Consider the following 23476-nt stretch of genomic DNA (forward strand, 5'->3'; position numbering starts at 1 on the left):
TGACGACACACCCAGGGTGAGTCAGATATTAGTGTGTCCTCCAACTACTCTCCCCCAGCGCGCCACAACTCTCAGCCTCTCCCCCCTGGGTGGGGAGGAGGTAGACCACTGCACGCTACCCCATACTCGGCGCATCCTTCCAGAGTGGGCCTGTCCCACCCTTCAAATAATGAAACAAGGCAGTAATCCATGAGCGGCAACAGCACAGAATGGTGGCGCAATAGTGTTATCTACCAGATTTACCCCCGCAGCTTCTGCGATGCCAATGGCGATGGTATCGGCGATCTTCCCGGTATTACGCAAAAACTGGATTATGTGAAATCTCTAGGCGTAGATGCCATCTGGATCTCCCCCTTCTTTAAATCCCCGATGGTGGATTTTGGTTATGACGTGGCGGATTATCGCGATGTAGACCCGATTTTTGGCAAACTCGAGGACTTCGACCAACTGATCGAAGCAGCCCATGAGCGCGGCCTGAAAATTATTATCGACCAGATCCTCAGCCATACCTCAGACCAGCACCCCTGGTTCAAAGAGAGTCGCTCCAGCCATGATAACCCCAAGTCAGACTGGTATGTATGGCAAGATCCCAGGGACGACGGCACCCCGCCAAATAACTGGGTATCCGTATTTGGTGGTGGCTCATGGCGCTGGTGTACCCGCCGCCGCCAATTTTATCTGGCTAACTTTCTCAGGGAACAGCCGGACCTCAATGTGCACAACCCAGAAGTGCAGGAGCAGCTGCTAGCCGACATGAAGTTCTGGCTGGACCGAGGAGTGGATGGTTTCCGCCTGGATGCAGTGAACTTCATTTTCCACCAGCAGGCCCTGGCTGATAATCCAGCGCGCCCACTCAGGATTGACGAAAAAGGGTTGCCGCCGGTGAATCACTACGATTATCAATGGCATCAACACGATAAGTCCCAACCTGAAAACCTCGTCTTTTTACAACGCGTGCGCAAGCTGATGGATCAGTATCCGGGCACGGTTACCGTGGGCGAGGTGGGCGATGACAACACCCACAAGATCATGGCCGAATACACCACAGAAAACCGACTGAACATGGCCTACTCCTTCGATCTGTTGACCGAGGATTGCAGCGCTGAATTCCTGCGGGAAACACTGGAGAAAAACCGCGAGGTAATTGAGAGGGGTTGGCCCTGTTGGTCCATCAGTAACCACGATGTACCCCGCTCGATTAGCCGCTGGAACAAAGGCTTCAGCGATGAATTAACCCATGCGCGCGCCCCGCTATTCCTGCTTATGCAGCTGACCCTGCGCGGCAGTGTTTGTATATACCAGGGGGAAGAACTGGGCCTGCCGGAAGCGGATATCGCTTTTGAGGATTTGGTCGACCCTTATGGCATTAACCTATGGCCCGAATTTAAAGGTCGCGACGGTTGCCGTACGCCTATGCCCTGGTTGCAGGGGGGCGGCGAAAGCGCCGGCTTTTCCGCCAGTAAACCCTGGCTACCTGTTTCAGAAGATCACCAGCGACGCGCCGTCAGCATCCAGGAAGATAGCCAGCACTCCATGCTGAACCAGTTTCGCGCCCTGATTGAATGGCACCACACATTGCCGCCAAGCTTAGCGACAGCACAACAGGCAGTGATCAACACTGATAACGAATTATTGGTATTTATTCGCCGTGCCGCAGGAGAGGAACTCCTTGTTGCCCTGAATCTAGGTAAACACAGCGAGCAATATACCCTGCCTGAAGAGTTTACTGGTGCCCAAGACATTACCCCAAGCCTGTTTAAAAACCAGTTTAACAACAGCACCTTAACCCTGGATCCTGCTGGAGCCTGTGTACTGCACCGGAAAAAACCCAATTCGTAACCCGCTAACCCAGGTTTTTTTTTGACCGGCAGTTACTGCTGCTGATCGCTATTTTCAGGAAAATAACAGCACCTCTCCCAGGTATTTTGTGTTGCTTTTCTGTGTCTCTGCAACGTCAGCTTATCCTTTCGACGTCTGCTTCCTCGCCGGCCCCGTGCCGGCCTTTTTATTCCCCATTGAAAATCCTCGCAGGCAGCTCTTACAACATTTGGCTTCGACCCTGCTGCTAAATTAGATATTTGCAAAAGTACAAATTAACTGCCCTGTAAAATTACCCGGAATTTATGCTCAACGCCTGCGACCAAATGGAATATGCCCGTGCCTGAATCTGGGCCAGGAATTCAAACTGCGAATACCTCGTCGGTAGTGGCCAGCCAGGTAGATCTGCAAAAGGCAGAGCTTGGCGACGTCTATTCTGCACTCAAAACTACACCTAAGGGCCTAACCCGGAGTGAAGCTACAGCTCGGCTTAAGCAGTACGGCCCCAATACGATTCAAGAGAAAGAACAGAGCGCACTCGCCAGGTTCTTCCGTTTTTTTTGGGGCCCCATTCCCTGGATGATCGAAGCCGCCGCTTTACTTTCCGCACTTATTGGGCACTGGCCGGACTTCGCTATCATCATGGCACTGCTTCTCTACAATGCCATTGCCGGATTCTGGCAAGAGCATAAAGCCTCCAATGCCCTCGCCGCCTTGAAAGCCAGTATGGCTCCACAGGCCGAAGTACTACGGGACGGCAAATTCCAGACTATTGCAGCGGCCAACGTGGTGCCAGGTGATATTTTGCGTATAAAGCTTGGTCAAGTGGTACCAGCTGATGTGCGCTTTATCGACGGCAAATCTATTAGCATTGATCAAGCCGCTCTCACCGGCGAGTCCCTGCCGGTCAGCAAAAAAGTGGGAGATATTGGCTACTCAAGCAGTATTGCAAAACGTGGAGAAATGAGCGCTGTTGCTATTGGCACCGGCCGCAATACTTTCTTTGGACGCACCGCAAAATTGGTCGCAGGTGCAGGCCAGGAGGCCTCGCACTCACAAAAAGCCGTCACTCATATTGGCGACTTCCTGATTGTGCTCTGCCTGATATTGGCGATGTTACTGGTTGGAACCCAGCTGTATCGGGATATAGTAATAGCGCCCAACTGGCACTGGTCCGACATTATCAACATTTTGCGCACAGTATTGGTGCTGCTAATCGCCTCCATTCCGGTAGCTATGCCCTCAGTGATTACTGTTACCAATGCCCTGGGTGCGTTGGCCCTATCGCGCAAAAAAGCTATTGTTTCCAAACTCGAATCTATTGAAGAACTCGCCGGTGTAGATATCCTTTGCTCCGATAAAACCGGCACTCTAACGAAAAACCAGTTGAGCTTACATGATCCAAAATTATTTGATGCTCAAAGCAGCGATGAACTTATTCTCGCCGCAGCTCTAGCTTCAGAATCCGCTTCCAGTGACCCCATCGATCAGGCAATTTTTGCCGGCCTTAAAAATAAAAATCAATTAAATAACTTTCGACTAAAAGAATTCACTCCTTTCGACCCCGTTACTAAGCGTGCTCAGGCGCAGGTCACAGACGATAAAGGACACTTACTTTCTTTTTGCAAGGGTGCCCCCCAGGCGGTGATGGCACTGTGCAATCTCAACGGTGATAAAGCAGAGAAAGCAAAATCCTGTGTAGAGGAATTAGCTTCTCACGGCCTTCGTTCACTGGGAGTGGCACGCTGTAATAATGGAAGTAACTGGTCTTTTCTCGGAATTCTTTCCCTCGAAGATCCACCTCGGGATGACTCTAAACAAACTATCAGCAGGGCGCGGGAACATGGGCTACAGGTAAAAATGATTACTGGAGACGATGTCGCGATCGGTAAGGAAATCGCCTCCCAGGTAGGTATCGGCCAGAATATATTTGCAGCAGGGGATGTATTTGATCAATCGGAAAATATGGACCACCTGCCAAAGAAAGTGGTTGACTGTGTAGAGCGAGCTGACGGATTTGGCAGGGTATTTCCAGAACATAAGTATGCCATTGTAAAAGCATTGCAAGGGCGCGGGCATCAGGTAGCTATGACTGGTGACGGTGTAAACGACGCTCCTGCCCTTAAACAGGCCGACTGTGGTATTGCCGTCAGCGGCGCCACCGATGCCGCTCGCGCTGCGGCTGCTATTATTCTTACCGCCCCAGGATTATCGACCGTTGTCGATGCTATCGACGAAGCACGAAAAATATTCGAACGTATTATTAATTATGTGCTTTTTCGGGTTTCCATGACATTGGACATCATGGTTGTTGTGGTATTCGCCACCATTCTTTTTGGATTCTCTCCCCTTACCCCCGTAATGATTGTACTTGTCGCATTACTGGATGATATTCCCATAATGACCATCGCCTACGACAATACCTTACTGCCCAAAGAGCCGGTACACTGGGAAATGCGTGATCTGCTGCTTGGGTCAACGATTATTGGAATTTTTTCTATTGCACAAACAATGGGCCTCCTTTTAATTGGCATGGAATGGCTACAGAATAGCCAGTGGCAATCCTGGATATCACTTAGTAAGGAACAAATCCAGACAATTATTTTCTTGCAAATTGTCGCTGGTGGTCATCTGCTGCTGTTTGTAGTGCGCTCACGTAAAGCTTTCTTTAGTAAACCATTCCCAGCAATGAAACTGTTTTGTGCGATTGTCGGCACTCAAATCCTGACGGTGCTAATGTGCGGATTCGGCTGGCTGGTTCCCGTCATCCCTTGGAGCATTATTGGCTTGGTATGGCTATATATGATCATCTGGATGTTCGCCCTGGACTTGGTCAAAAAATTACTCTACCGCCGCCTGCAGGACATTTGAAAAGAGTTTAACTTTTTCTCAATTCACTAAATGGGAATAGCCATGGATTGTTTTAAAACCTTTCAGGTTAAACCTGGCAGTAAAGTCAAACTGGATAAAATAGATCCAGGATTCAAAGACTGTTACAACAGTCGCGAAGAAGCCAATCCAATAATAGAAAAGCTCGATAGGAGAATTCGAGCCCAGCAGTACCTGATGTACGCAGAACATAAGCACTCATTATTGATCTGCTTGCAGGGCCGGGATGCTGCGGGCAAGGATGGCACTATCAATCATGTATTGGGTGCTATGAATCCCCAGGGTTGTAACGTAACCAGTTTCAAACAACCATCTAAAGAAGAAGCTGCTCATGATTTCCTCTGGCGATGCCATAAGGTAACACCGGCTCAGGGCCATGTGGCTATTTTTAACCGTTCACACTATGAAGATGTCCTGATTCAACGGGTTCACAATATGGTACCCAAATCGATATGGTCTAAGCGCTATGAGCATATCAATAATTTTGAAAAACTACTGGCCGACCATGGCACCCTGGTCCTGAAGTTCTTCTTGCATATTGATGCAGATGAACAGTTAAAGCGTTTCAAGCAACGTATTGATGATCCCACAAGGCATTGGAAAATCAGTGAAAATGACTACACAGAGGCAAGCTACTGGGATGCCTATACCAATGCCTTTGAGGATGCATTAAGTAAATGCAGTACGGCTTATGCTCCGTGGTTTATCATCCCAGCAAATCACAAATGGTTTCGTAACCTAGCAGTAGCTTCTATCGTTGCAGATGCTATGGATGCTCTGAAGATGAAATTCCCTGCCCCCACTGTCGACATAGACAAAATCAAGAAAAAATATCACAGCCTGGATAAGATAGATATAGAGGAGGGGCTGGTAAATGCCCCTAAAAATAAAAAGCAGTGAATCTCAGCCACACAGGCTAATTACCTTGCACGTTCTTTATGGAAAAGAATTTCTCAAAAGCATCATAGACAGCCAGATGTAAAGCATCACCGTGATCCAGCTGCCCAAAATAACCAAAGTGCACCCTGGCTTTATTTTTCTCACTATCTAACTTAGTGAATAGCGACCTTGTCAATCTCTCCATAACCTCACCCTCTTTCCCTACGCCGACATAAACTAATTCATCAGCACAGCAATCTTTTGGAAGATCAGCCAATAATGATCCTCCACTCCACCAAAGACTTGGACTGATGATAATATAATTGTCGAAGTGTTCTGCACGCCTAAATAGAATTTCGGTAGCTAGAAGCCCTCCTAATGACTGGCCTATCAAGGTAGAATCCCCTCTCACCCGATAGTGACTTTCAACCAGTGGCCGCACTTCCTTATCAAAAACTCTATAAATTGATCTGCCCCCCCTGAAGATGGGAATTCCTTACGATCCCGGGATTCCGTAGAGGGGAAGGTAAAATCCCACTTTCTGCCTACATTCACAACTCCAACAAGAATCGACTCAGGAACCATATCAATCCAGAAAAAGGAACCAAACTGTAACAAGGCTGTAATATGAATAAAATCTTCATTTGTAGATCCATCCAAAAGATATATTACTGGATAGTCCCTTTTTGGTTCTCTTTGATCACTCTTCGGCAGGTAAACATTCAGGCTACGCTTTTCATCCGATATCTTGGATGGAAAACTTATAGAATCTCCAATAACCAAAGGTGGTTTTTTAAAATCCTAAGGTCCCAACAACAGCTGACACCAGTGAAGTACAAAAGAGGATAAGCTATTTAGCTATTATTTTCATAATGGTAAAAATAAATTTTATTATTGAGTAAGGCGACATTAATCACTAGATTTCCACCCAAAATCATACAGCAATCAGTATAAAATTAACTATCGAAAAAACTATTAGATAGTACTACTACCCAAACAGTTTTTCTGCAACCGGACTGATATATCCAGTCCGATTGTATGTCACAGACTGCTGCGTGGTTAACTACCTCAGCATTCCTGCTGAGCATTAAATTCCCTTTTCTTGGCCTCATACCACTCCTGCATCACTTCAGGACTTTCCATCAGATTCTGCTTTTTTGCATGGCTTGTAAGTGAAGGGGATCCTGTTTTTGATACATCTCGACACCATGCCTTTTACTCATTTCCGCCATCTCTTCAAAGGTGCTGGCGCGAAACTCAAGGTCACAAGCATCTCCTAATTGTGTACACGTCATTATTCTCATTGGGATATCCCTCATTCAGTGATGGCCTTTTCAGCTCCAATCAACTTAGAGTCAGGCATCTTTTCAAATTTAGAGAGGTCTGGGTCCATATAATCCCAGGAAGCACCACTGCCCGAGTACACGACCATGGATGGTCTGAACTTTTCCAAGTCGTGCAAAGTTCCTGCCCGCAAAAATTCAAACTGGGGCATTCCACTATTTTCCGCAGATATATGGGAGCCGCAATGAGGACAGAACCCTCTTGTTATCAGGTTGCCACTTTCCGCATACTTTTCATGGTATGTGAGCTTGCCAGAAATATTAAGACTATCTTTTGGAACTGCAATATTCGATATGTGTCCTGCACCACTAATTTTCTGGCAGTCCGTACACTGGCAATGCCCCGCCATTACAGCATCACTATCACACGTATAACTTACAGCACCACATAGGCACTCCCCTGATAAATTTGACATTTTTTCCTCCATAGTAACTTACGATTTTGAAGTTATTAAATCCTATAAGCATAACTTCAATTTTGCAAGTTACTGTATTACTATTTATCGCATTGAATCGAATGGAACAACCGTGACCCCTGATAAGAACTTTTTGCGCTCCGGATGTCCGATAGTGAGCGGACTGGATGTATTTGGTGACAAATGGACCTTGGTAATACTCAGGGACTTGATTTGTGGAAAAGAGACTTATACCGAACTCGCTAATTCACCAGAGAAGATTCCAACAAACCGGCTGGCCGAAAGGCTTAGAATGCTGGAGTCGGAAAAAATTATTGAAAAATCCTTGTACCAGGAAAAACCCAAGCGTTACAAATATCTGCTAACAGAGAAAGGCCGAGATATTTTGCCGATCCTCCAGGAAATTGCCCGATGGGGCAATAAATATATTGAAGATACCTGGGTTCCACCTAAATGGTTTATGCAAGAAGAAAGGTAATTTAAAGCAAAGTAGAAGTTGTTCAGCTGTTAGACTGATTATCAGTCATCCAGAGCAAGAATTAGCTTTGTCACAAAAGGTAAATACCACAAGATCATATACGGTATACAGCGCAAATAAAGCAACCAGGAGCCGCATTGTGAATATGAACATAATCAACCTTTGCACTACTGAACATTTTTTTAGCCCAGCTTCCAAATCAACTCCCTGGCATACCTCTGCCGCCACCATTAAATCATTACAACAGTATGCCCTTAAAGAGAGTAGTCGGTGCTTCAACATTTCTGGAATTTCATTAACATTCAATTTTATCGATTTTGCACCCTCCCTAATAAAAACCGGACCTGAGGTACAGTAAAAGGTTCGTTAATTGAAGTGTACGAATGGTATACAAAGTATTTGTTCACCAACCTCAGCATCTAGCAGTGAGATCCTCAGGGATAACCAGGGCTGGCATCTGCGAATTTCCAATCCATATTTTTAAATTTTAGATGAGGTTCTGAGCAGTTATATAAGTGATGTAAATTCGCTGGATCAAGACCTTTAATTTGAAAATTCACGCTAATTTTTCCCTAACTAATAATTAGGCCAATAAGCATAGTTTCCAAACAAGCCTTCGGCAGGCCAATTTCGGAAGTGCAATAGGTACCAATATGATTTGCAGGTAACCCTAAAATAGGATTATTCTTAAATGCTTCATTAGAAATGGCGACATCTATGTATAAAAAACAGCAAGCCAAACTGTAGCTTCTTCTGAAGAGGTCTCCAGTACCCGATGCTTTCTCCCCGCTGTAATCTCGACAAAATCACCAGCCTCCAAGCGCACCTTCTCTCCGCAATTAAATTCAATCAATCCATACCCTGATAAAACGATTACCCACTCGTTCTGTTCCTGATTATACCAACCCTGTTCAGGGGAGGATTGCCCATAAGATACGATTCTCTCAATACGCATATCCCCTGATTTAACAATGTCTGTAAAGTGCTCCACAGATGTATCTGCAGGTAAGTGAGCGAATATATTTTTCATCCAGGCCAACTCATTATTGATTAGTCGAGGATACATAAGGTAGCTACTTGTTCAAAATTATTCTTTCCAACCAGAGAAATACTCCACCAAGTAGTCAATCGCCATTCTTGCGCGTAGTGGCAAGAAGCGACGATTCTGGTAGACAATCCAGCTACTGGCTCCCCTGCTCCAGAAAGGTTTAAGAATTGGCTTTAACAAACCTTCCTCAACAACTTCACTAAAACTGCCCTTAGGCATATAGGCAATACCTAACCCCTGTTTACAGGCTTCTACAACGGTATGGGCATTATTACTTCTCCAGCGCCCCTTAACCTTCACAACCTCTTGTCCTCCATTTACTTCAAACATCCATTGATCATTATTTGTCACAATACAGCTATGTACTTTCAGTTGACCAGGGCGCTCGGGAATGCCGTTTCGTCTTAAATATTCTTTGCTGGCAACTGCCATCATCTGCCGGTCTGCAAGCTTTCGAGCTACCAAACCGGAATCTTCCAGGCGACCATAGCGAATGGCAAAGTCGATACCATCTTCAACAAAATTAACCATCCGACTATTGAAATCCATATCAATATTTAATTCTGGATGCTCTACACCAAATTCCATCAGGGCCGGGGCGACATATTGCTCGGCAAAGAGGCCAGCACAGCTCACCCTGAGGGTTCCACTGAGCTGGAACTGCTGCTGGCTTACCTGTTCATTCGCCTGTTGCAATCCAGTCACCAGTTCCTTACAGCGCTGGTAATAGACTGCTCCAGCCTGGGTAAGGCTGACCAGGCGTGTGGTGCGGGCCAGAAGAGCGCAGCCCAGACGTTCTTCCAAGCGTGAGACCTGCCGACTGACATGGCTGGTGCTACACCCCAACTGCTTCGCTGCCGCAGAGAAACCCTGGCTTTCCGCCACAGCTACAAACTCGACCAGGCCGTCAAAATTTTCCATATTTCAAACTTCTATTGTTGCTATACAGCAAAGGTATTTAACCGAATAGATATATTATCAGCAGATTAAGGACAATCTACAATCCCTCCCCACTGAATGCTTACCGATTGAGGAAACAGACATGAAGAAAGTACTTATCCCGGTTACCAATCACGCCACCCTGGGTGAAACCGATCAAGCCAACGGCACCTACTCACCCGAACTGACCCATGCCGTTCATGTATTTAAGGAGAATGGCATCGACTACGATATTGCCTCAATCAAAGGCGGCAAGGCTCCTATTTACGGTACGGATATTGAGGGCGATGAGGTGAACCAGAAGATGCTGGACGATGAGGATTTCCAGAACCGTATCAACAATACCATCCCCGTAGATCAGCTGAATATTGACGACTACGATGCAGTATTTTATCCAGGAGGATTCGGCTTGCTCTCCGATCTGGCAACTAATGAAGAATTCGCCAAACTGAGTGCTGAGCACTATGAAAAAGGCGGCATCCTGGCGGCAGTCTGCCATGGTCCAGCTGGCTTCCTGCCCATCACCCTAAGCAACGGGGAAAAGCTTTTGGCCAGCAAATCGGTAACGGCTTTTACCCGCGAAGAAGAGATTGACTTCGGTACTATTAACGATATTCCCTTCCTGCTAGAAGAGTCTCTCGTTAGAACTTCGGCCCGGTTTAACAAAGTCCAGCCCTGGCAGGAGTTTGTTATTGAGGACGGACGTGTAATCAGCGGCCAAAACCCAGCTAGCGCACACGGCGTAGGCTTGGCCATTGCCAAGCAACTTGCCAGCTAATAGGGCTGCGGGCCGGTCCAAGTACCGGCCCACAACCTTGAGTAGAGGTTCCAAAAGTGCAAAATGCAATTTTTTATCCGTCCTTAATGCTCCTGGCAGGTGTCGGTATACCGGTAATGGCAACACTGAACAGTGGTCTCGGTGTTAAGCTCGGTAGCTCAGCCCTGGCAACGACATTACTGTTTTTTATTGGATTGGTAATCTCCTCAGTTTACCTCTTTAAAACGGAAGGAATCCCAGGCGAAATTTTTCACAAAGGCATTTCCTGGTATTTCTACCTCGGCGGGATTTTAGTCGCATTTTATATATTGAGTGTCACTTGGGTGTCCCCAAGATATGGAGTGGGCAATGCAGTATCTTTCGTTCTTCTTGGACAGCTGCTCGCTATTAGTGTTATCGATCACTTCGGATTACTTGGGGCGCAGCAATCCAGCCTGGACACAAAGCGCCTAATTGGACTGGCCATGATGGTTATTGGTGTTTTGCTAGTAGTTAAACGCACTTCGTGACCTTTTAAGCACAATTTAAACCTTTGGAGTAGAAGCAATGGCTAATTTATACGTTATGGCGCGAGTCACAGCCCAGCCGGATAAGGCATCCCCGGTATTAAAACTGCTAACAGAACTGGCAAAGGAATCTGAAAATGAATCCGGCTGCCTATATTATAAAATACTGCCCGCCACGTATCAGAGTAATATATTTACGACTCTTGAACTGTGGGAGTCTGCGGAAGCTGAGCAGCAGCATTGGAACACAGACCATTTGAAAAATATACTATCCCAGCTAGCCCCACTTTTAGCAGAAGAAGCAAGAATTGAAAAATACACTGAATTATAAAATATAAATTAAGTTAACTGATTATGGAGTTTTCACTCAATAGGTAAAAGCAAGTCCACAGCATCTGATTAACTGTGGACTTGCTGGGCTTTTAAAGGTAGGCCTTTATGAATTGGAAAAGGGTAATAATGAAGCGGCTATCAAACTAGTTGTTTCCAGAACTTCTTCCTAAAAGTTCAGCCCAACTAACACGCTCTGCTCGGTAAATTGTGGTATCAACAACCTCCACCTCCCAAGCAGTCTCAGGTATATCTCCTGATGTCACTTCTATCAAGTGCGCATTGCGATCACCACCTGTACTTGCACTTCCTGGGCCCCCAGCACATATTAAGATATTTCCACCTATAAGCTCATCGACATCTCCAAGAGATGCAGTATATTTAGGCGCAACAAATTCCCAGGTTTGCTCCGCAGACATAGTTTCCGTATCTAATCGAAATTTAACTGCGCGGCTGTTGTAAATATCTCCACTTAATTCAGACTCATTTCTATTGTCATAGACTAATATTTCTCCATCGCCTGTCTTCATTGCAGCATGCTGGGAAGCCATCCAGCTTCCATTATCAAGGGCGAACAACTTCTCTGATAGCTCTTTAGAAACTACTGAGTCCCTCCCCATAATCCAGTTAATTTCACCACTCTTATGGTCGATACTGACCACCCAACTTTGGGAACGGCTGGAGAGAAGAATAGAATCATCTTCAGCGATATAATGCAGTGCATTAGAGTGAGTCCAATCCAGAGCCCCATTGGGTAACACTCTTGCGGCCAGATCGCCTGGGAAACGGCCTGTATCCAGGTGATCAAAAGCAGACCACTCCCATACAATGTTACCCTGGGTATCGAGCTCTATAATTGCGTCTCCCTGTAATAAAGTCCCATTGATTGTTTCGGTTTCATTGCTCAATAGCAGTATGTGACCATTTTCTAGTAATAGAGCATCATGATGGTAAGGGGGCAGCTCAATAGAGGATAGGGTTTCCCCTGTAAATGAAATAGTGCGCGCCTCACCACTCAATAACAACAGTAGGCGTCCATCATGCAGATTTCTCGCTATCTTGGTACCTGTTGCAGGCAAATCACCATGTAAGTACCAGACAAGCTCGCCCTCTTCATCAAATCCCCAGAAAGTACTACCAGTATTGCCTGATGGCGCGAAAACGGTAAGCCCCCCTTCACCCTGCTCATTTTTTGCAAGAAGATTTACCTCAGGTACTCCAGTGGGTTGAGGGCCCGTCTTAAACTCCACAGCCTCACTCAATATTTTTTCACCAGACTCAAATACAGCTACTGCTGTGAATTGATAAGTCGTATCAGATCGCAAACCGAGCACTACTCGGTTATGATCAGTCCCGAAATCAGTATAAGCCGTACGCCTTCTTTCTGTATCAGCAGAGTTGAATCTGATGGCCACTCTCGCATTAGACGCTGTGACCACACTGGCATTAACCATCAGACTATTATCAGGATGAGGGCTCAGTATTAACTCCACTGCCCCCAGAGTTGTTTCATCCGCCTGACTCACCTCTGCCCTGGAAAACCCGCTAAGGAATATATAAAATAATAAAAAAAATTTCAGTAACACATTCTTCTTATACATGCTCTACTCCGTTTATTTATGGAAACCCAACTATTCAACGGAACTCAAGGGATTTGGTTTACATAAAATTAATTTTTTACTCTTCCATAAGCAAATACCACATTCATAACAATATCTATTCGAACATTTTCATAAAAACAGGAAAAAGTTTAATACCATCCCCAAAAAACAAATAACATACGTAAATCAGTTTTTAATATCGGCAAACAAAACTTTAAGCCAGCATAAATCTTCTGGGCCCAGGTGTGCTTTTTACGCCAGCTTTTATTAGAATAAATATCTTTATATTAATGAAAAATTGCTTTCTCAGTTAATCCTCTCCAGTGCTTGCCATCCAATTTTTGAATTGATCCACTAGCCAGATTAGGGTCATTCAACGGATCATGTTGTTCTTGCGTAATTCTTAAAGCCAATTCCAATTCCTGTAAAATTGGATTGACAACCTTGAGAGTACTAGCCTCAGAAAACTTTAGGGCAACGTCTTTCTCTGCTTTTGCTATGGCTCTCTTAGATTGAGCTTCATCAATTTTCTCACCGACTGGACGCAATCCAAATTTGTTGACTATCCCACCTACACCGGGAACCAGTACTTTCGCTGCCAATCCAGCACCAACAATAGGATTGAAAACCGCCGCCACACCACCAATGAGCAACATTCCCACAGTCATTTTTCTATCTAAAGCGTCAATATCATCGGCAAGCTTGGCTTAAGGATTTCTGTGCTTTTCTTTATGCTCAAGTGAAAATTCCACGGCAGACTCCACCATGAATTTACGCAGGCTGCCTTCATAATATTCATTGGAGAAGTGAAAATACGCCGCTTAGGCAGGTCATTAACCTCTGGGGTTTCTTTGGGCAGACACCGCATAGTATGCAAGGTAAAACCTACCTCTGAAAGTTCAAAAGGAATTACAAAGTAGTGTTTTTCATCAAAGATCTGAGCAGTTTTATTATTCCTCTCGGAAGAGGCAAAAACAGGCAGCTCTTCAATCAAACCCTGAACAACCTTAACACCGGAAGTAAAGCCCTCAGGAATTCACGAAGATAAATCATCCAGTATATTCTTGCTCTTATTTAGATACTTTTTCATAATTATTTTACTCCCCCCTTTTTACTACATCACGTCTCCATCTCTACCAGTTATCCGGAGAATATTTTTCTATTCCATGAACTTAAGTTTTCATAAAACCCCTTTCGCTCAATCTTTTCTGTCAAAGGATAATCGGTAGACAAAATAGGGGCACCGAGTAGTCCGAAATGGTATCAGCTTTATTAGTTCAAACGCTGACCAACAAGCTTGGCACTAACAAAGAAGTCCCTTATTCCATTTTGGTGTGATTGGCCCAAGATGGCGACCTTAACATCCTCTTGACCTGTAGTGGCAAATACCACTGCTAACCCATCCCGCAGTAAATGCCGAATATAACGGCAATCTGCACTGGGGAATCACTCACTGTTGTCTTATCCCGCTTAACTGGGAGCCTGTCTCTCGCCCTGGGATTAGTAACAGTAGTTCGCAACTGCGGTTGTTTGCACAGCCCACGGGCAATTGAGAGGTGTGTAATGCATAACCGACCTTCGCTGCAAAATCATCGAAATATACATACACAACGGAAAACACCCCTACAAAAAGTGCAGGGATCTCTACGTAAAAACTCTTCATTCGCCGCCGCACTGGTGGTTGTAGGATCGGCAATATTAGCTCCCCTGGCCTATGCCGTAGATTACTCCAATCCCCACGCCCGCCAAGGCTCGAGATATGTCTCTCACCAGGGACATGGAGGGCACTATGGCGGGCATTCCAGGTACAGCAGGGATTACAGATACAGAAGGGATTACAGGGGACACTCGAGATACAGCAGGAATCAAAGGGGATATTCAAGATACGGCCGATACCAAAGGGCACAACCACGATATGGCCGATACCAAAGGGCACAACCACGATATGGCCAGCATATGTGGTTCAAAGCCCATGTGCAGGGTACGCCACGCATTGTGATCGACCTTAGTGACCAGATAGCCTACTTCTATAAAGGTGGGCGCCTTGCCGGTATGTCTCCTGTCTCTACCGGCAAACCCGGCCATCGCACTCCCACAGGCAACTTCCGTATTTCTGAGAAGAAATATAGTCATCGCTCAAACTTATACGGTCACTATATCAGTGCCCGCGGCCAAGTACTGCGCAGCAATGTGGATGTACGCCGCCATCGCAAACCCGCCGGGTCTCGCTTCCGCGGCGCATCAATGGATTACATGATGCGGATTAACGGCCCGGTCACCATGCACGCCGGTTATGTACCCGGTTACCCGGCCTCCCATGGATGCATCCGTATCCCCTGGCATATGGCGAAGATTTTCTATCGCCACGCTAGAGTTGGAACAAAGGTATCCGTCGTACCTTAGGCAAAATTGGAGCGCTATAAAAAGGCGGACTTAACAGTTCGCCTTTTTCTTTTATTGGGAAACTTTTGCCCCCTTCCGCCTTGAAACTTCCATGCGGGTGAAATAATCATGAGCAGCTCGATTAACATGTCGCGCCAGCAACAGTGTAGATACCATGGTAGGTACGGCCATCACAGCGTACATGCCAATAATAATACTGTTAACTGCACTCAAGGACGCCACCGCCCCCAACACAATCAGCACCATATAGAGCCCGGTATAAAGCCCCTGCCAGCGACTGCCAAAAAGAAACACATAGCACTTCATACCGTAGTACCAGCAGGTAACGATTGTACTAAAGGCCAAGGGAAACACCATAAACAGCAACAGAATGGGCCCCAACTGGCCAAACACCTGAGAAAATGCCTGTGCGGTCAGAGTCACACCAGCCACACCCTCACCTTGCTTCCAAGCCCCGGTAAGTAATATTACCAGGGCGGTACAGGTGCAGATCAGCAGGGTATCCACAATAGGCCCCAACATAGCAACCACGCCTTCGCGCACCGGCTCGCAGGTTTTTGCCGCACCGTGCGCCAATGATTCGGTACCGATACCCGCCTCATTAGAGAAAGCCCCTCGGCTTACGCCGATCGTGATCACTGTACCAAGAGCACCACCGGCAATCGCTTGGCCACTAAACGCATCACTAAAAATAAGGGCAAATGCCGCTGGAACCTGCTCCCAAAAATTTCCGATCACAATCAGGGTCAAGGTGAAATAAAACAGCACCATCCCTGGCACAATTCTCTCGGAAAATTTGCCAATACGCTGGATTCGCCCGGCAATCACGTACGCTGAGGCAATAGCGATTAATAAGCCAATAATAAAATCAAACAACAGAGAACCACCCGGTGCTACCCAGCCCAGCGGTTCGGCGAAAGACTCTCGCAATAATTGAGTAGTCTGGTTGGACTGAAATACCGGCAACATGCCGCACAATCCGGCCACAGCAAATAAAACAGCCAGTGGCATCCAGCGTTTACCAAGACCTTCACGGATGACATACATGGGACCACCCTGCAGCTCCCCATTCGTATCACTGCCACGAAACATCACGGCGAGGGTCGCGGTATAAAATTTTGTAGCCACCCCCACCAAAGCGGTAACCCACATCCAAAAAATGGCCCCCGGCCCACCGGCGGTAATGGCAATGGCCACACCGGCAATATTGCCCAGCCCCAGAGTACCAGAAAGTGCTGTAGATAGTGCCTGGCTATGATTTACCTGGCCTGGATCATTTGGGTCATCATAGCGACCACTTAACAGCCCGATACTGTGCCCCAAATGACGATAGGGTCGGCCGCGAGAATAAAGCAGTAATGCCAATCCGCCACCAACTAGCAAGACAAGCAGCGGTGGCCCCCAGACAAAATCGGCAAAGATCTTTAGCGCTTGTTCGATTACATTAAAAAAGGACATAGGAGATTATAATTTTCTGTGAGACAGGGCCAGTCTAGGTAGACAGGCACCAAACTGTCAAAATCCAGGGGCTCCCCCAGAGTTTCTGGCCAATCCATTCAGATAGACTAACACCAATAAAAAAGCCCCTGAATAAGGGGCTTATTAGCGGAAAAAGGGATTTAATTTAAGCTGTAGTACCAGCCCGTAATTCAGTTTCCGATTCTACAGTTTCCCGCACAAAAAATACTGATACCGCACCGAGCAGCATACTCACCCCGGCCAAAACAATAATGTAAATCGCCTGGTTGTCGAACACCGACTTCAAGATCAGCCCCGCCACCAAAGCAGAAATTATCTGGGGTGCAGCAATTGTGAAATTAAAGATTCCCATATACACACCGGTTTTATCTGCCGGCAGGGTGTCGGATAAGATCGCGTAGGGCATTGCCAAAATTGCCGCCCAGGCAATACCGACACCAATCATTGGCAGTAACAAACCCAGTGCACCGTTGGGCACAGAGACCTGGGTGATCAGCAGATTCACCTCGGTCGGCTCGCCACCCTGAAACAGCAAGAACCCAATATAACCCAACCCTCCCAGCGCTAAAGATAGTGAGTAAGTCAGTCTGCGCCCCAGCAGTTGAGCCACCCTCGCCAACACAATCGAAAACAACGCAGCAAACAGCGAATAGGCAGCGAAGATAATGCCCACCCAGTCACCCGCCGCACCCTTAGCTGCGGCGATATACGTGGGAATTTCACTTACAGTTTCAAGGTAAGCGGGATCAAACCACTTGGCTTCCACTCCCCAAACATGCTGGGTAATCGCTGGGGTTGTGTATACCCACATAATAAACAGGGCGAACCATGAGAAGAATTGCACCAGGGCCAACTGGCGCATAGTGCGGGGCATACTCAGCATCAAACGGAAAAAGCCACCCAAACGTTGTAAAAGTGTCCCTTTCTGTTCCCGCTCTTTTTGCAACTGCTCCGCATCAAGGCCTTTATAAGCATTGTACTGCTCCGGTGGGTATTCCTTGGTACGCACAACTGTCCAAAGCACACTACCCAATAATACTGTTGCACCTATATAAAAAGCCCAGATCACCGAAGGGGCCACTTCGCCGGCACGGGCAGTATTTTCCAGGCCGATAACATTGGTGAGGATAAATGGAAGCATAGAGCCAAAAATGGCACCGATATTAATCAGTAGGGATTGGATGGAATATCCCAAGGTGCGCTGCTCTGAGGGCACCATATCTGCCACCAGTGCGCGGAAAGGCTGCATGGTGACATTGAAGGCGGCATCCATCAGTGCCAGCATTACACCGCCGAACAAAATTGGCGCCACCAGAGCTACGACAATTCCAGCATTGGGCATAAACGCCATACCCAGAGCTGCGGCAATAGCACCAAACAGGATATACGGATTGCGGCGCCCAAAACGGCTCCAGGTACGGTCCGAAGCAGAGCCCACGATAGGCTGCACAATAAGCCCCATCAGCGGAGCCACTATCCAGAAAAGTGACAGCGAGTGTAAATCCGCTCCCAAATCAGACAAGATCCGGCTGGCATTCGCATTTTGCAGGGAGAAGCCAAACTGCACTCCCAGGAATCCGAGGCTGACATTCCATACCTGCCAGAAGGGCAGGCTCGGCTGTTGGGCCCGGGGCGCGGCGGCGCCGTTTACTGATTGGGTCATTGGGATCACCGCATCTCTATTTATGCTTATTTTGCCATTCTGTCACGCCAACCTCAGGTCTCCATCCTCCCCACAGGGGGAGGATGCAAGCACTAAATAGTGCCTTAGCATAGGCTTGGGTCCCCTGTGCCCGCACAGGTCCTGCAGCCACAAATAGTCAAATAATCAACTGAAGTTCCGCGCGATGATCCCAAATCTGCCCCTTCTGCGTCTAATTGCCCTTGCCAGCACCCTCTGCTTGAGCGTACTCGCTGTAGCCGGTGAATCAAGAAGTTACCTGGCACATCAGCAAAGCAAAGACTCACTTACCATACAATTAAATGATGGCGAGGTCTCCCTTACACCGGTCGGCCCTTCGGCACTCTCCCTGCACTACCACAGCGAAGGTATCAAACAGCTGCCTTCTTTTGCTATTGACGACAAGCCGGAAAGTTCGTTCAAGGCCCAGTTGCGGGACGGAGAGGACAAGCTCATCTACCAAACTGGCTCCCTTACAGCAATTATCCACAAGTCTCCCTTCCGAATTGAGTACTTTCGCGGTAAAGAGCCAATCCTAAGTGAAGAAAGCGGCTTCTTTGCCACCGAGACAATGCGCGGATTCCGCTTTGCACTGTCGCCAGAGGAAAAACTACTGGGCGGTGGAGAGCGGGTTATGGGGATGGACCGTCGCGGTCAACGCCTGCCCCTGTATAACCGTGCCCATTACGGGTACACCACCGAATCCAACCAGATGTATTTTTCCCTGCCTGCAGTACTGTCCAGCAACAAATACATTCTGCTGTTCGACAACTCTGCCACCGGCACCCTGGATCTGGGCGCAAACGAAGAAGATATCCTGCAATTTGAAGCCGTAGCCGGGCGCACCGCTTACATCGTGGTAGCCGGTGAGACTTATCCACAGTTGCTGGAAAATTATGTATCCACCACCGGCAAACAGCCCCTGCCACCCCGTTGGGCCCTGGGTAACTTCGCCTCCCGCTTTGGCTATCACAGCGAAGCCGAAGTCCGCGCAACCGTGGATAAGTTTGCCGAAGAAGATTTCCCCCTGGACGCCCTGGTGTTGGATCTCTACTGGTTTGGCCCGGATATCAAAGGCCATATGGGCAACCTGGCCTGGGACAAGGAAGCCTTTCCCGAACCAGAAAAGATGATGGCCGACCTTAAAAAACGCGGTATCAATACCATCCTGGTGACCGAGCCTTTTGTCCTCTCCACCTCCGAGCGCTGGCAGGAAGCCGTGGCGAATAATGCCCTGGCCAAAAACCTGGCCGGAGAGCCCAAGCGTTTTGATTTCTACTTCGGCAATACCGGCTTGATTGATGTCTTCTCCGAAGATGGCCGCGACTGGTTCTGGAATATTTACGACGGGTTATTGGAACAGGGCGTAGCTGGCTGGTGGGGCGACCTGGGTGAACCGGAAGTTCACCCCTCCGATACCGTTCACGCAATCGGTATGGCCGATGAAATCCACAACGCCTTCGGCCACGCCTGGGCACAATTACTACACGAACGCCAAACGGCAAAACACCCTGAACGCCGCCCCTTTATTATGATGCGCGCCGGTTTTGCCGGCTCCCAGCGCTACGGCATGATCCCCTGGACCGGCGACGTTGCTCGGGAATGGGGTGGCTTACAGCCCCAGGCGGAATTGGCTCTGAGTATGGGCTTGCTGGGCTTTGGCTACACCCATTCAGACCTGGGTGGCTTTGCCGGTGGTGAGAAATTTGACCGTGAACTCTACATCCGCTGGTTACAGTACGGCGTATTCCAACCGGTTTACCGCCCGCACGCCCAGGAGCATATTGCTTCCGAGCCAGTTTTCCACGACCGCCGCACCCGCGACATCCTGCGCGAATATGTAAAACTGCGCTATCGCCTGCTGCCCTACAACTACACCCTCGCCTTCGAAAACAGCCAGACCGGCATACCGTTGATGCGCCCGCTGTTTTTCGAAAACGAAAGTGATCTGTCCCTACTGGACTACAAGGATGCTTACTTGTGGGGTCAGGATTTCCTCGTTGCCCCAGTCGTGGAAGAAGATGTGGATGAGGTCGCGGTAAAACTGCCCGGCGGCACCTGGTTCAATTACTGGACTGATGAACAATATTCTGGCGATCAGGCCCTGGTAGAAGTGAACCTGAAAACTATTCCTGTACTGGTGCGGGCCGGCGCCATTATTCCCACCATTGACGGTATTCACAGCAGTCGTGATTACTCCAGTAAAAACCTGACCTTGGATTACTACGCGCACCCATCAGCAGCAAAATCTGAGCGCTATGTTTATGAGGATGATGGTGCTACCGCGCAAGCTTTTGAAAAAGGCAAATACGAGAAGCTGCATTTCTCAGCAGAAAACAAACAGCAGGGTTTATCCTTTTCCTTTAGGCGTGAAGGCGAGGGCTATACCGGTATGCCGGAGTCCCGCAAGGTCACTTTAAAGATTCACAACTGGCAACAAGTGCCCGTGCAGCTCAATATTACCGGCAAATCCCTGCCTATTTTCGACAGTGAAAAAGACCTTGCTCAGACACCCCGTGGGGCCTGGTACAACAAGCGCAAGCAGCAACTGCTGGTTAAATTTGTCTGGCATAAAGAACCGCTGGATTTAACGCTCAAAAATCAATAATTCAGCAAACCGCTGTTCACTGACTAAAAACTTTTAAAGTCATCAGGAAACAATGAAGAAGTTACATTCCCTGTTTATTGCCAAACTCATTTCGGCTTCATTACTAGGTGCTGCTCTATTCGGCGCTGCCAGCTGCAGCCAGGAGAGCGGCCCGGAAGAAATACAGCCCGCTGAAAAAGTTGCAGAGAAAAAAGCGGTTATCTACCAAGTGCTGCCGCGCTTATTTGGCAACACTAACAGCACCAACAAACCCTGGGGCACACTCGAAGAGAATGGTGTGGGTAAGTTCTCCGACTTTACCCCAAAAGCACTGAATGAAATCCACGCGCTGGGCGCCACCCATATCTGGTACACCGGTGCCCTGCACCACGCGCTCGTTGGCGACTATACGGAATACGGTATCAGTAACGATGATCCAGACGTGGTTAAAGGCCGCGCCGGCTCTCCCTATGCCATCAAGGATTACTACAGCGTAAACCCGGACCTGGCCAATAACCCAGCAGAGCGATTACAGGAATTCCGCGCACTGGTGGAACGCAGCCACGCGGCCGGTCTGAAAGTGATTATCGATATAGTGCCCAACCATGTAGCCCGCGCCTATCATTCTCTCGATAAACCCCAAGGCGTACAGGATTTTGGAGCTGGCGACAACACCCAGGTCACCTACGCCCGCAACAACAATTTCTACTATGTGGTGGGCGAAGACTTCCGCGTGCCCGTTGCAGAAGACAGTTATCAGCCACTCAATGGCGAAGTCAATGATCTTGTCGATGGGCAGTTTATAGAGAGTCCAGCGAAATGGACCGGTAATGGCGCGCGCAGTGCACAACCTGCCATGCACGACTGGTATGAAACGGTCAAAATTAATTTTGGCGTTCGCCCCGATGACAACAAGAATTTTTCTGAGCTACCCCAGGAATATGCCGAGCGCGACTACCGGGCCCACGCCCAGTTTTGGGCAGACAAGAAAGTCCCGGACACCTGGGAAAAATTCCGCGATATCGCCCACTACTGGCTGGACTTTGGCGTGGATGGATTCCGCTATGACATGGCCGGTATGGTACCGGTAGAATTCTGGAGCTACCTGAATTCCTCCATCAAAATGCGCAACTCCAACACACTGTTACTTGCCGAAATCTATACTCCGGAGCGCTACCGGGACTATCTGCATCTGGGCAAAATGGATTACCTCTACGATAAAGTCGGCACCTACGACGCTATTCGCGCGGTCATGGAAAACAAGGGCAGTACAGATAAAATCGCAGAGGTGCAGGCAGGCCTGGTAGATATTTCCTCTCATATGTTGCGCTTTATGGAGAACCACGACGAGCAGCGTATTGCCAGCCCACAATTTTCTGGCAACCCAGAGGCAGGCAAACCTGCAATGCTGGTATCCGCCGCACTCTCTCCAGCCCCTACCCTGGTTTACTTTGGCCAGGAGTTAGGAGAACCCGCCAACAAAGATGCCGGCTTTGGTAAAGCCAGCCGCACCACCATTTTCGACTACTGGTCAATACCCAGTGTGCGCCGCTGGAATAATGAGGGCGCTTTTGACACTGCTCTGCTGACAAAAGAAGAAAAAGAATTGCGCAGCTTCTACCAGCGCCTGCTCAACTTCTCCAAGCAAAGCTCTGCCTTACGTGGTAACTATTTAGATTTGCATAACTACAATCGCAAGCAAAGTACTGGCTATGGGGAAAAGCAATTTTCCTTTGCCCGCTGGGACAAATGTGAAAAACTATTGGTAATAGCCAACTTCAGCAGCCGACATTCTGAATTTGATTTTGTTTTACCAGAAGGGTTACTTCGTAAATGGAATTTGAAAGATGGAGTGTATCAGGTTAAGGGCCAGATTTCTGATAGGACGATAAATCTCCTAATAAATAACAGGCTAGGGAAGATTCACTTTAAACTAAAACCCTTCGAAAGTAACATATTCCACATTTCAAGTGCATCACCTCAAAATTCACCAACAAATATTTAGTGAAATTATATCGGGGAGTGGACACTCCCCACAAATTCAGAATCGATAAAAATCATATTTCTGGCTATTTCTTTTCTGGAAATCATTCACATCCCCCATTTAAAACCAGATATACGCATCGAAAAACTGTGAAGCAGTCAACAATTACTTAAAGAAATAAAAAATTATTTATTTTGCCTCCCATTACAAATAACATGCATCGATTCCAATAATATTAGCTAATAGAATACTAATAACTGAGACACTCGAACCAGTTACAGGGAAATCATGTTGATTATTGCTGCAGATACATGGAG

20 protein-coding genes and 2 pseudogenes are annotated in these 23476 nt (G+C 47.6%); 11 read left to right on the forward strand and 11 right to left on the reverse strand.

What is annotated here, in order from left to right; translation table 11 throughout:
• Window positions 1-189 precede the first annotated feature (189 nt).
• The 3 genes from ACJJJB_RS16635 (at window position 190) to ACJJJB_RS16645 (ending at window position 5607) form a co-directional block, all read left to right on the forward strand.
• Window positions 190-1839 carry an alpha-amylase family glycosyl hydrolase gene (locus tag ACJJJB_RS16635; RefSeq protein WP_353375597.1) on the forward strand — a complete coding sequence of 550 codons (1650 nt, stop codon included), beginning with the start codon at window positions 190-192 and terminating at the stop codon, window positions 1837-1839.
• Between the two features lie 312 nt (window positions 1840-2151).
• Window positions 2152-4689, forward strand: coding sequence for a plasma-membrane proton-efflux P-type ATPase (locus ACJJJB_RS16640; protein ID WP_445365185.1), 2538 nt, complete (start codon window positions 2152-2154; stop codon window positions 4687-4689).
• A 42-nt stretch (window positions 4690-4731) separates the two neighbouring features.
• Window positions 4732-5607 (forward strand): polyphosphate kinase 2 family protein, encoded by an 876-nt coding sequence (locus ACJJJB_RS16645; RefSeq protein ID WP_353375595.1) that lies wholly within the window; start codon window positions 4732-4734, stop codon window positions 5605-5607.
• Window positions 5608-5623: 16 nt separating this feature from the next.
• On the opposite strand, the pseudogene ACJJJB_RS16650 reads toward ACJJJB_RS16645, so the two are convergent.
• Both ACJJJB_RS16650 and ACJJJB_RS16655 read right to left on the reverse strand, forming a co-directional pair.
• A pseudogene (locus ACJJJB_RS16650) lies at window positions 5624-6369 on the reverse strand (alpha/beta hydrolase).
• 532 nt (window positions 6370-6901) lie between these two features.
• Entirely contained in the window at window positions 6902-7345 is a 444-nt protein-coding gene (locus tag ACJJJB_RS16655) for a GFA family protein (protein WP_445365186.1), read from the reverse strand.
• A gap of 112 nt (window positions 7346-7457) precedes the next feature.
• Between ACJJJB_RS16655 and ACJJJB_RS16660 the strand changes: the two genes are divergently transcribed.
• Window positions 7458-7823, forward strand: coding sequence for a winged helix-turn-helix transcriptional regulator (locus ACJJJB_RS16660; protein WP_444902582.1), 366 nt, complete (start codon window positions 7458-7460; stop codon window positions 7821-7823).
• 94 nt (window positions 7824-7917) lie between these two features.
• Here ACJJJB_RS16660 and ACJJJB_RS16665 read toward each other — a convergent pair.
• The 3 genes and pseudogenes from ACJJJB_RS16665 to ACJJJB_RS16675 form a co-directional block, all read right to left on the reverse strand.
• Window positions 7918-8168, reverse strand: a pseudogene (locus tag ACJJJB_RS16665) (DUF1203 domain-containing protein); the annotation flags it as partial.
• A gap of 370 nt (window positions 8169-8538) precedes the next feature.
• Window positions 8539-8853 (reverse strand): cupin domain-containing protein, encoded by a 315-nt coding sequence (locus tag ACJJJB_RS16670; RefSeq protein ID WP_026305209.1) that lies wholly within the window; start codon window positions 8851-8853, stop codon window positions 8539-8541.
• Between the two features lie 57 nt (window positions 8854-8910).
• Window positions 8911-9792, reverse strand: a complete 882-nt coding sequence (locus ACJJJB_RS16675) for a LysR family transcriptional regulator (protein WP_020414395.1) — start codon at window positions 9790-9792, stop codon at window positions 8911-8913.
• Window positions 9793-9913: 121 nt separating this feature from the next.
• Between ACJJJB_RS16675 and ACJJJB_RS16680 the strand changes: the two genes are divergently transcribed.
• The 3 genes from ACJJJB_RS16680 to ACJJJB_RS16690 are packed head-to-tail and all read left to right on the forward strand — an operon-like array spanning window position 9914 to window position 11425.
• Window positions 9914-10588 (forward strand): type 1 glutamine amidotransferase domain-containing protein, encoded by a 675-nt coding sequence (locus tag ACJJJB_RS16680; RefSeq protein ID WP_020414394.1) that lies wholly within the window; start codon window positions 9914-9916, stop codon window positions 10586-10588.
• A gap of 56 nt (window positions 10589-10644) precedes the next feature.
• Window positions 10645-11097 carry a DMT family transporter gene (locus tag ACJJJB_RS16685; protein WP_445365187.1) on the forward strand — a complete coding sequence of 151 codons (453 nt, stop codon included), beginning with the start codon at window positions 10645-10647 and terminating at the stop codon, window positions 11095-11097.
• Between the two features lie 37 nt (window positions 11098-11134).
• On the forward strand, window positions 11135-11425 hold the full coding sequence (locus tag ACJJJB_RS16690; RefSeq protein WP_445365188.1) for a putative quinol monooxygenase: 291 nt from the start codon (window positions 11135-11137) through the stop codon (window positions 11423-11425).
• Between the two features lie 145 nt (window positions 11426-11570).
• On the opposite strand, the gene ACJJJB_RS16695 is transcribed toward ACJJJB_RS16690, so the two are convergent.
• The 4 genes from ACJJJB_RS16695 to ACJJJB_RS16710 form a co-directional block, all read right to left on the reverse strand.
• Entirely contained in the window at window positions 11571-13025 is a 1455-nt protein-coding gene (locus ACJJJB_RS16695) for an aryl-sulfate sulfotransferase (protein WP_445365189.1), read from the reverse strand.
• Between the two features lie 287 nt (window positions 13026-13312).
• Window positions 13313-13693, reverse strand: coding sequence for a DUF1269 domain-containing protein (locus ACJJJB_RS16700; RefSeq protein WP_445365190.1), 381 nt, complete (start codon window positions 13691-13693; stop codon window positions 13313-13315).
• Window positions 13694-13701: 8 nt separating this feature from the next.
• Window positions 13702-14019, reverse strand: coding sequence for a hypothetical protein (locus ACJJJB_RS16705; protein WP_445365191.1), 318 nt, complete (start codon window positions 14017-14019; stop codon window positions 13702-13704).
• A 456-nt stretch (window positions 14020-14475) separates the two neighbouring features.
• Window positions 14476-14688 carry a hypothetical protein gene (locus ACJJJB_RS16710; RefSeq protein WP_445365192.1) on the reverse strand — a complete coding sequence of 71 codons (213 nt, stop codon included), beginning with the start codon at window positions 14686-14688 and terminating at the stop codon, window positions 14476-14478.
• 96 nt (window positions 14689-14784) lie between these two features.
• Between ACJJJB_RS16710 and ACJJJB_RS16715 the strand changes: the two genes are divergently transcribed.
• Complete coding sequence (locus tag ACJJJB_RS16715) at window positions 14785-15024, forward strand: hypothetical protein (RefSeq protein WP_353375589.1); 240 nt, start codon at window positions 14785-14787, stop codon at window positions 15022-15024.
• Window positions 14982-15428 (forward strand): L,D-transpeptidase family protein, encoded by a 447-nt coding sequence (locus ACJJJB_RS16720; protein WP_169337133.1) that lies wholly within the window; start codon window positions 14982-14984, stop codon window positions 15426-15428. Before ACJJJB_RS16715 ends, ACJJJB_RS16720 begins: the two co-directional genes overlap by 43 nt.
• Before the next feature lie 51 nt (window positions 15429-15479).
• Here ACJJJB_RS16720 and ACJJJB_RS16725 read toward each other — a convergent pair whose 3' ends face one another.
• The gene (locus tag ACJJJB_RS16725) at window positions 15480-16886 is read right to left on the reverse strand and encodes an alanine/glycine:cation symporter family protein (protein ID WP_445365193.1); all 1407 of its coding nucleotides are present in this window, start codon (window positions 16884-16886) and stop codon (window positions 15480-15482) included.
• 166 nt (window positions 16887-17052) lie between these two features.
• Window positions 17053-18570 carry an MFS transporter gene (locus ACJJJB_RS16730; RefSeq protein ID WP_445365194.1) on the reverse strand — a complete coding sequence of 506 codons (1518 nt, stop codon included), beginning with the start codon at window positions 18568-18570 and terminating at the stop codon, window positions 17053-17055.
• Window positions 18571-18754: 184 nt separating this feature from the next.
• On the opposite strand from ACJJJB_RS16730, the gene ACJJJB_RS16735 reads away from it, so the two are divergent.
• Window positions 18755-21196, forward strand: coding sequence for a glycoside hydrolase family 31 protein (locus ACJJJB_RS16735; protein WP_445365195.1), 2442 nt, complete (start codon window positions 18755-18757; stop codon window positions 21194-21196).
• 52 nt (window positions 21197-21248) lie between these two features.
• Entirely contained in the window at window positions 21249-23180 is a 1932-nt protein-coding gene (locus tag ACJJJB_RS16740) for an alpha-amylase family protein (RefSeq protein WP_445365196.1), read from the forward strand.
• The last annotated feature ends 296 nt before the right edge of the window (window positions 23181-23476 follow it).

The organism is Microbulbifer variabilis (assembly GCF_052468405.1).

Excerpts from the sequence above, each read along its gene's own strand:
- ACJJJB_RS16635 (WP_353375597.1), top strand. The coding sequence starts at position 190 with ATGAGCGGCAACAGCACAGAATGGTGGCGCAATAGTGTTATCTACCAG.
- ACJJJB_RS16640 (WP_445365185.1), top strand. The coding sequence starts at position 2,152 with ATGCCCGTGCCTGAATCTGGGCCAGGAATTCAAACTGCGAATACCTCG.
- ACJJJB_RS16645 (WP_353375595.1), top strand. The coding sequence starts at position 4,732 with ATGGATTGTTTTAAAACCTTTCAGGTTAAACCTGGCAGTAAAGTCAAA.
- ACJJJB_RS16655 (WP_445365186.1), bottom strand. The coding sequence starts at position 7,345 with ATGTCAAATTTATCAGGGGAGTGCCTATGTGGTGCTGTAAGTTATACG.
- ACJJJB_RS16670 (WP_026305209.1), bottom strand. The coding sequence starts at position 8,853 with ATGAAAAATATATTCGCTCACTTACCTGCAGATACATCTGTGGAGCAC.
- ACJJJB_RS16675 (WP_020414395.1), bottom strand. The coding sequence starts at position 9,792 with ATGGAAAATTTTGACGGCCTGGTCGAGTTTGTAGCTGTGGCGGAAAGC.
- ACJJJB_RS16680 (WP_020414394.1), top strand. The coding sequence starts at position 9,914 with ATGAAGAAAGTACTTATCCCGGTTACCAATCACGCCACCCTGGGTGAA.
- ACJJJB_RS16690 (WP_445365188.1), top strand. The coding sequence starts at position 11,135 with ATGGCTAATTTATACGTTATGGCGCGAGTCACAGCCCAGCCGGATAAG.
- ACJJJB_RS16695 (WP_445365189.1), bottom strand. The coding sequence starts at position 13,025 with ATGTATAAGAAGAATGTGTTACTGAAATTTTTTTTATTATTTTATATA.
- ACJJJB_RS16700 (WP_445365190.1), bottom strand. The coding sequence starts at position 13,693 with ATGACTGTGGGAATGTTGCTCATTGGTGGTGTGGCGGCGGTTTTCAAT.
- ACJJJB_RS16710 (WP_445365192.1), bottom strand. The coding sequence starts at position 14,688 with ATGAAGAGTTTTTACGTAGAGATCCCTGCACTTTTTGTAGGGGTGTTT.
- ACJJJB_RS16715 (WP_353375589.1), top strand. The coding sequence starts at position 14,785 with ATGTCTCTCACCAGGGACATGGAGGGCACTATGGCGGGCATTCCAGGT.
- ACJJJB_RS16720 (WP_169337133.1), top strand. The coding sequence starts at position 14,982 with ATGTGGTTCAAAGCCCATGTGCAGGGTACGCCACGCATTGTGATCGAC.
- ACJJJB_RS16725 (WP_445365193.1), bottom strand. The coding sequence starts at position 16,886 with ATGTCCTTTTTTAATGTAATCGAACAAGCGCTAAAGATCTTTGCCGAT.
- ACJJJB_RS16730 (WP_445365194.1), bottom strand. The coding sequence starts at position 18,570 with ATGACCCAATCAGTAAACGGCGCCGCCGCGCCCCGGGCCCAACAGCCG.
- ACJJJB_RS16735 (WP_445365195.1), top strand. The coding sequence starts at position 18,755 with ATGATCCCAAATCTGCCCCTTCTGCGTCTAATTGCCCTTGCCAGCACC.
- ACJJJB_RS16740 (WP_445365196.1), top strand. The coding sequence starts at position 21,249 with ATGAAGAAGTTACATTCCCTGTTTATTGCCAAACTCATTTCGGCTTCA.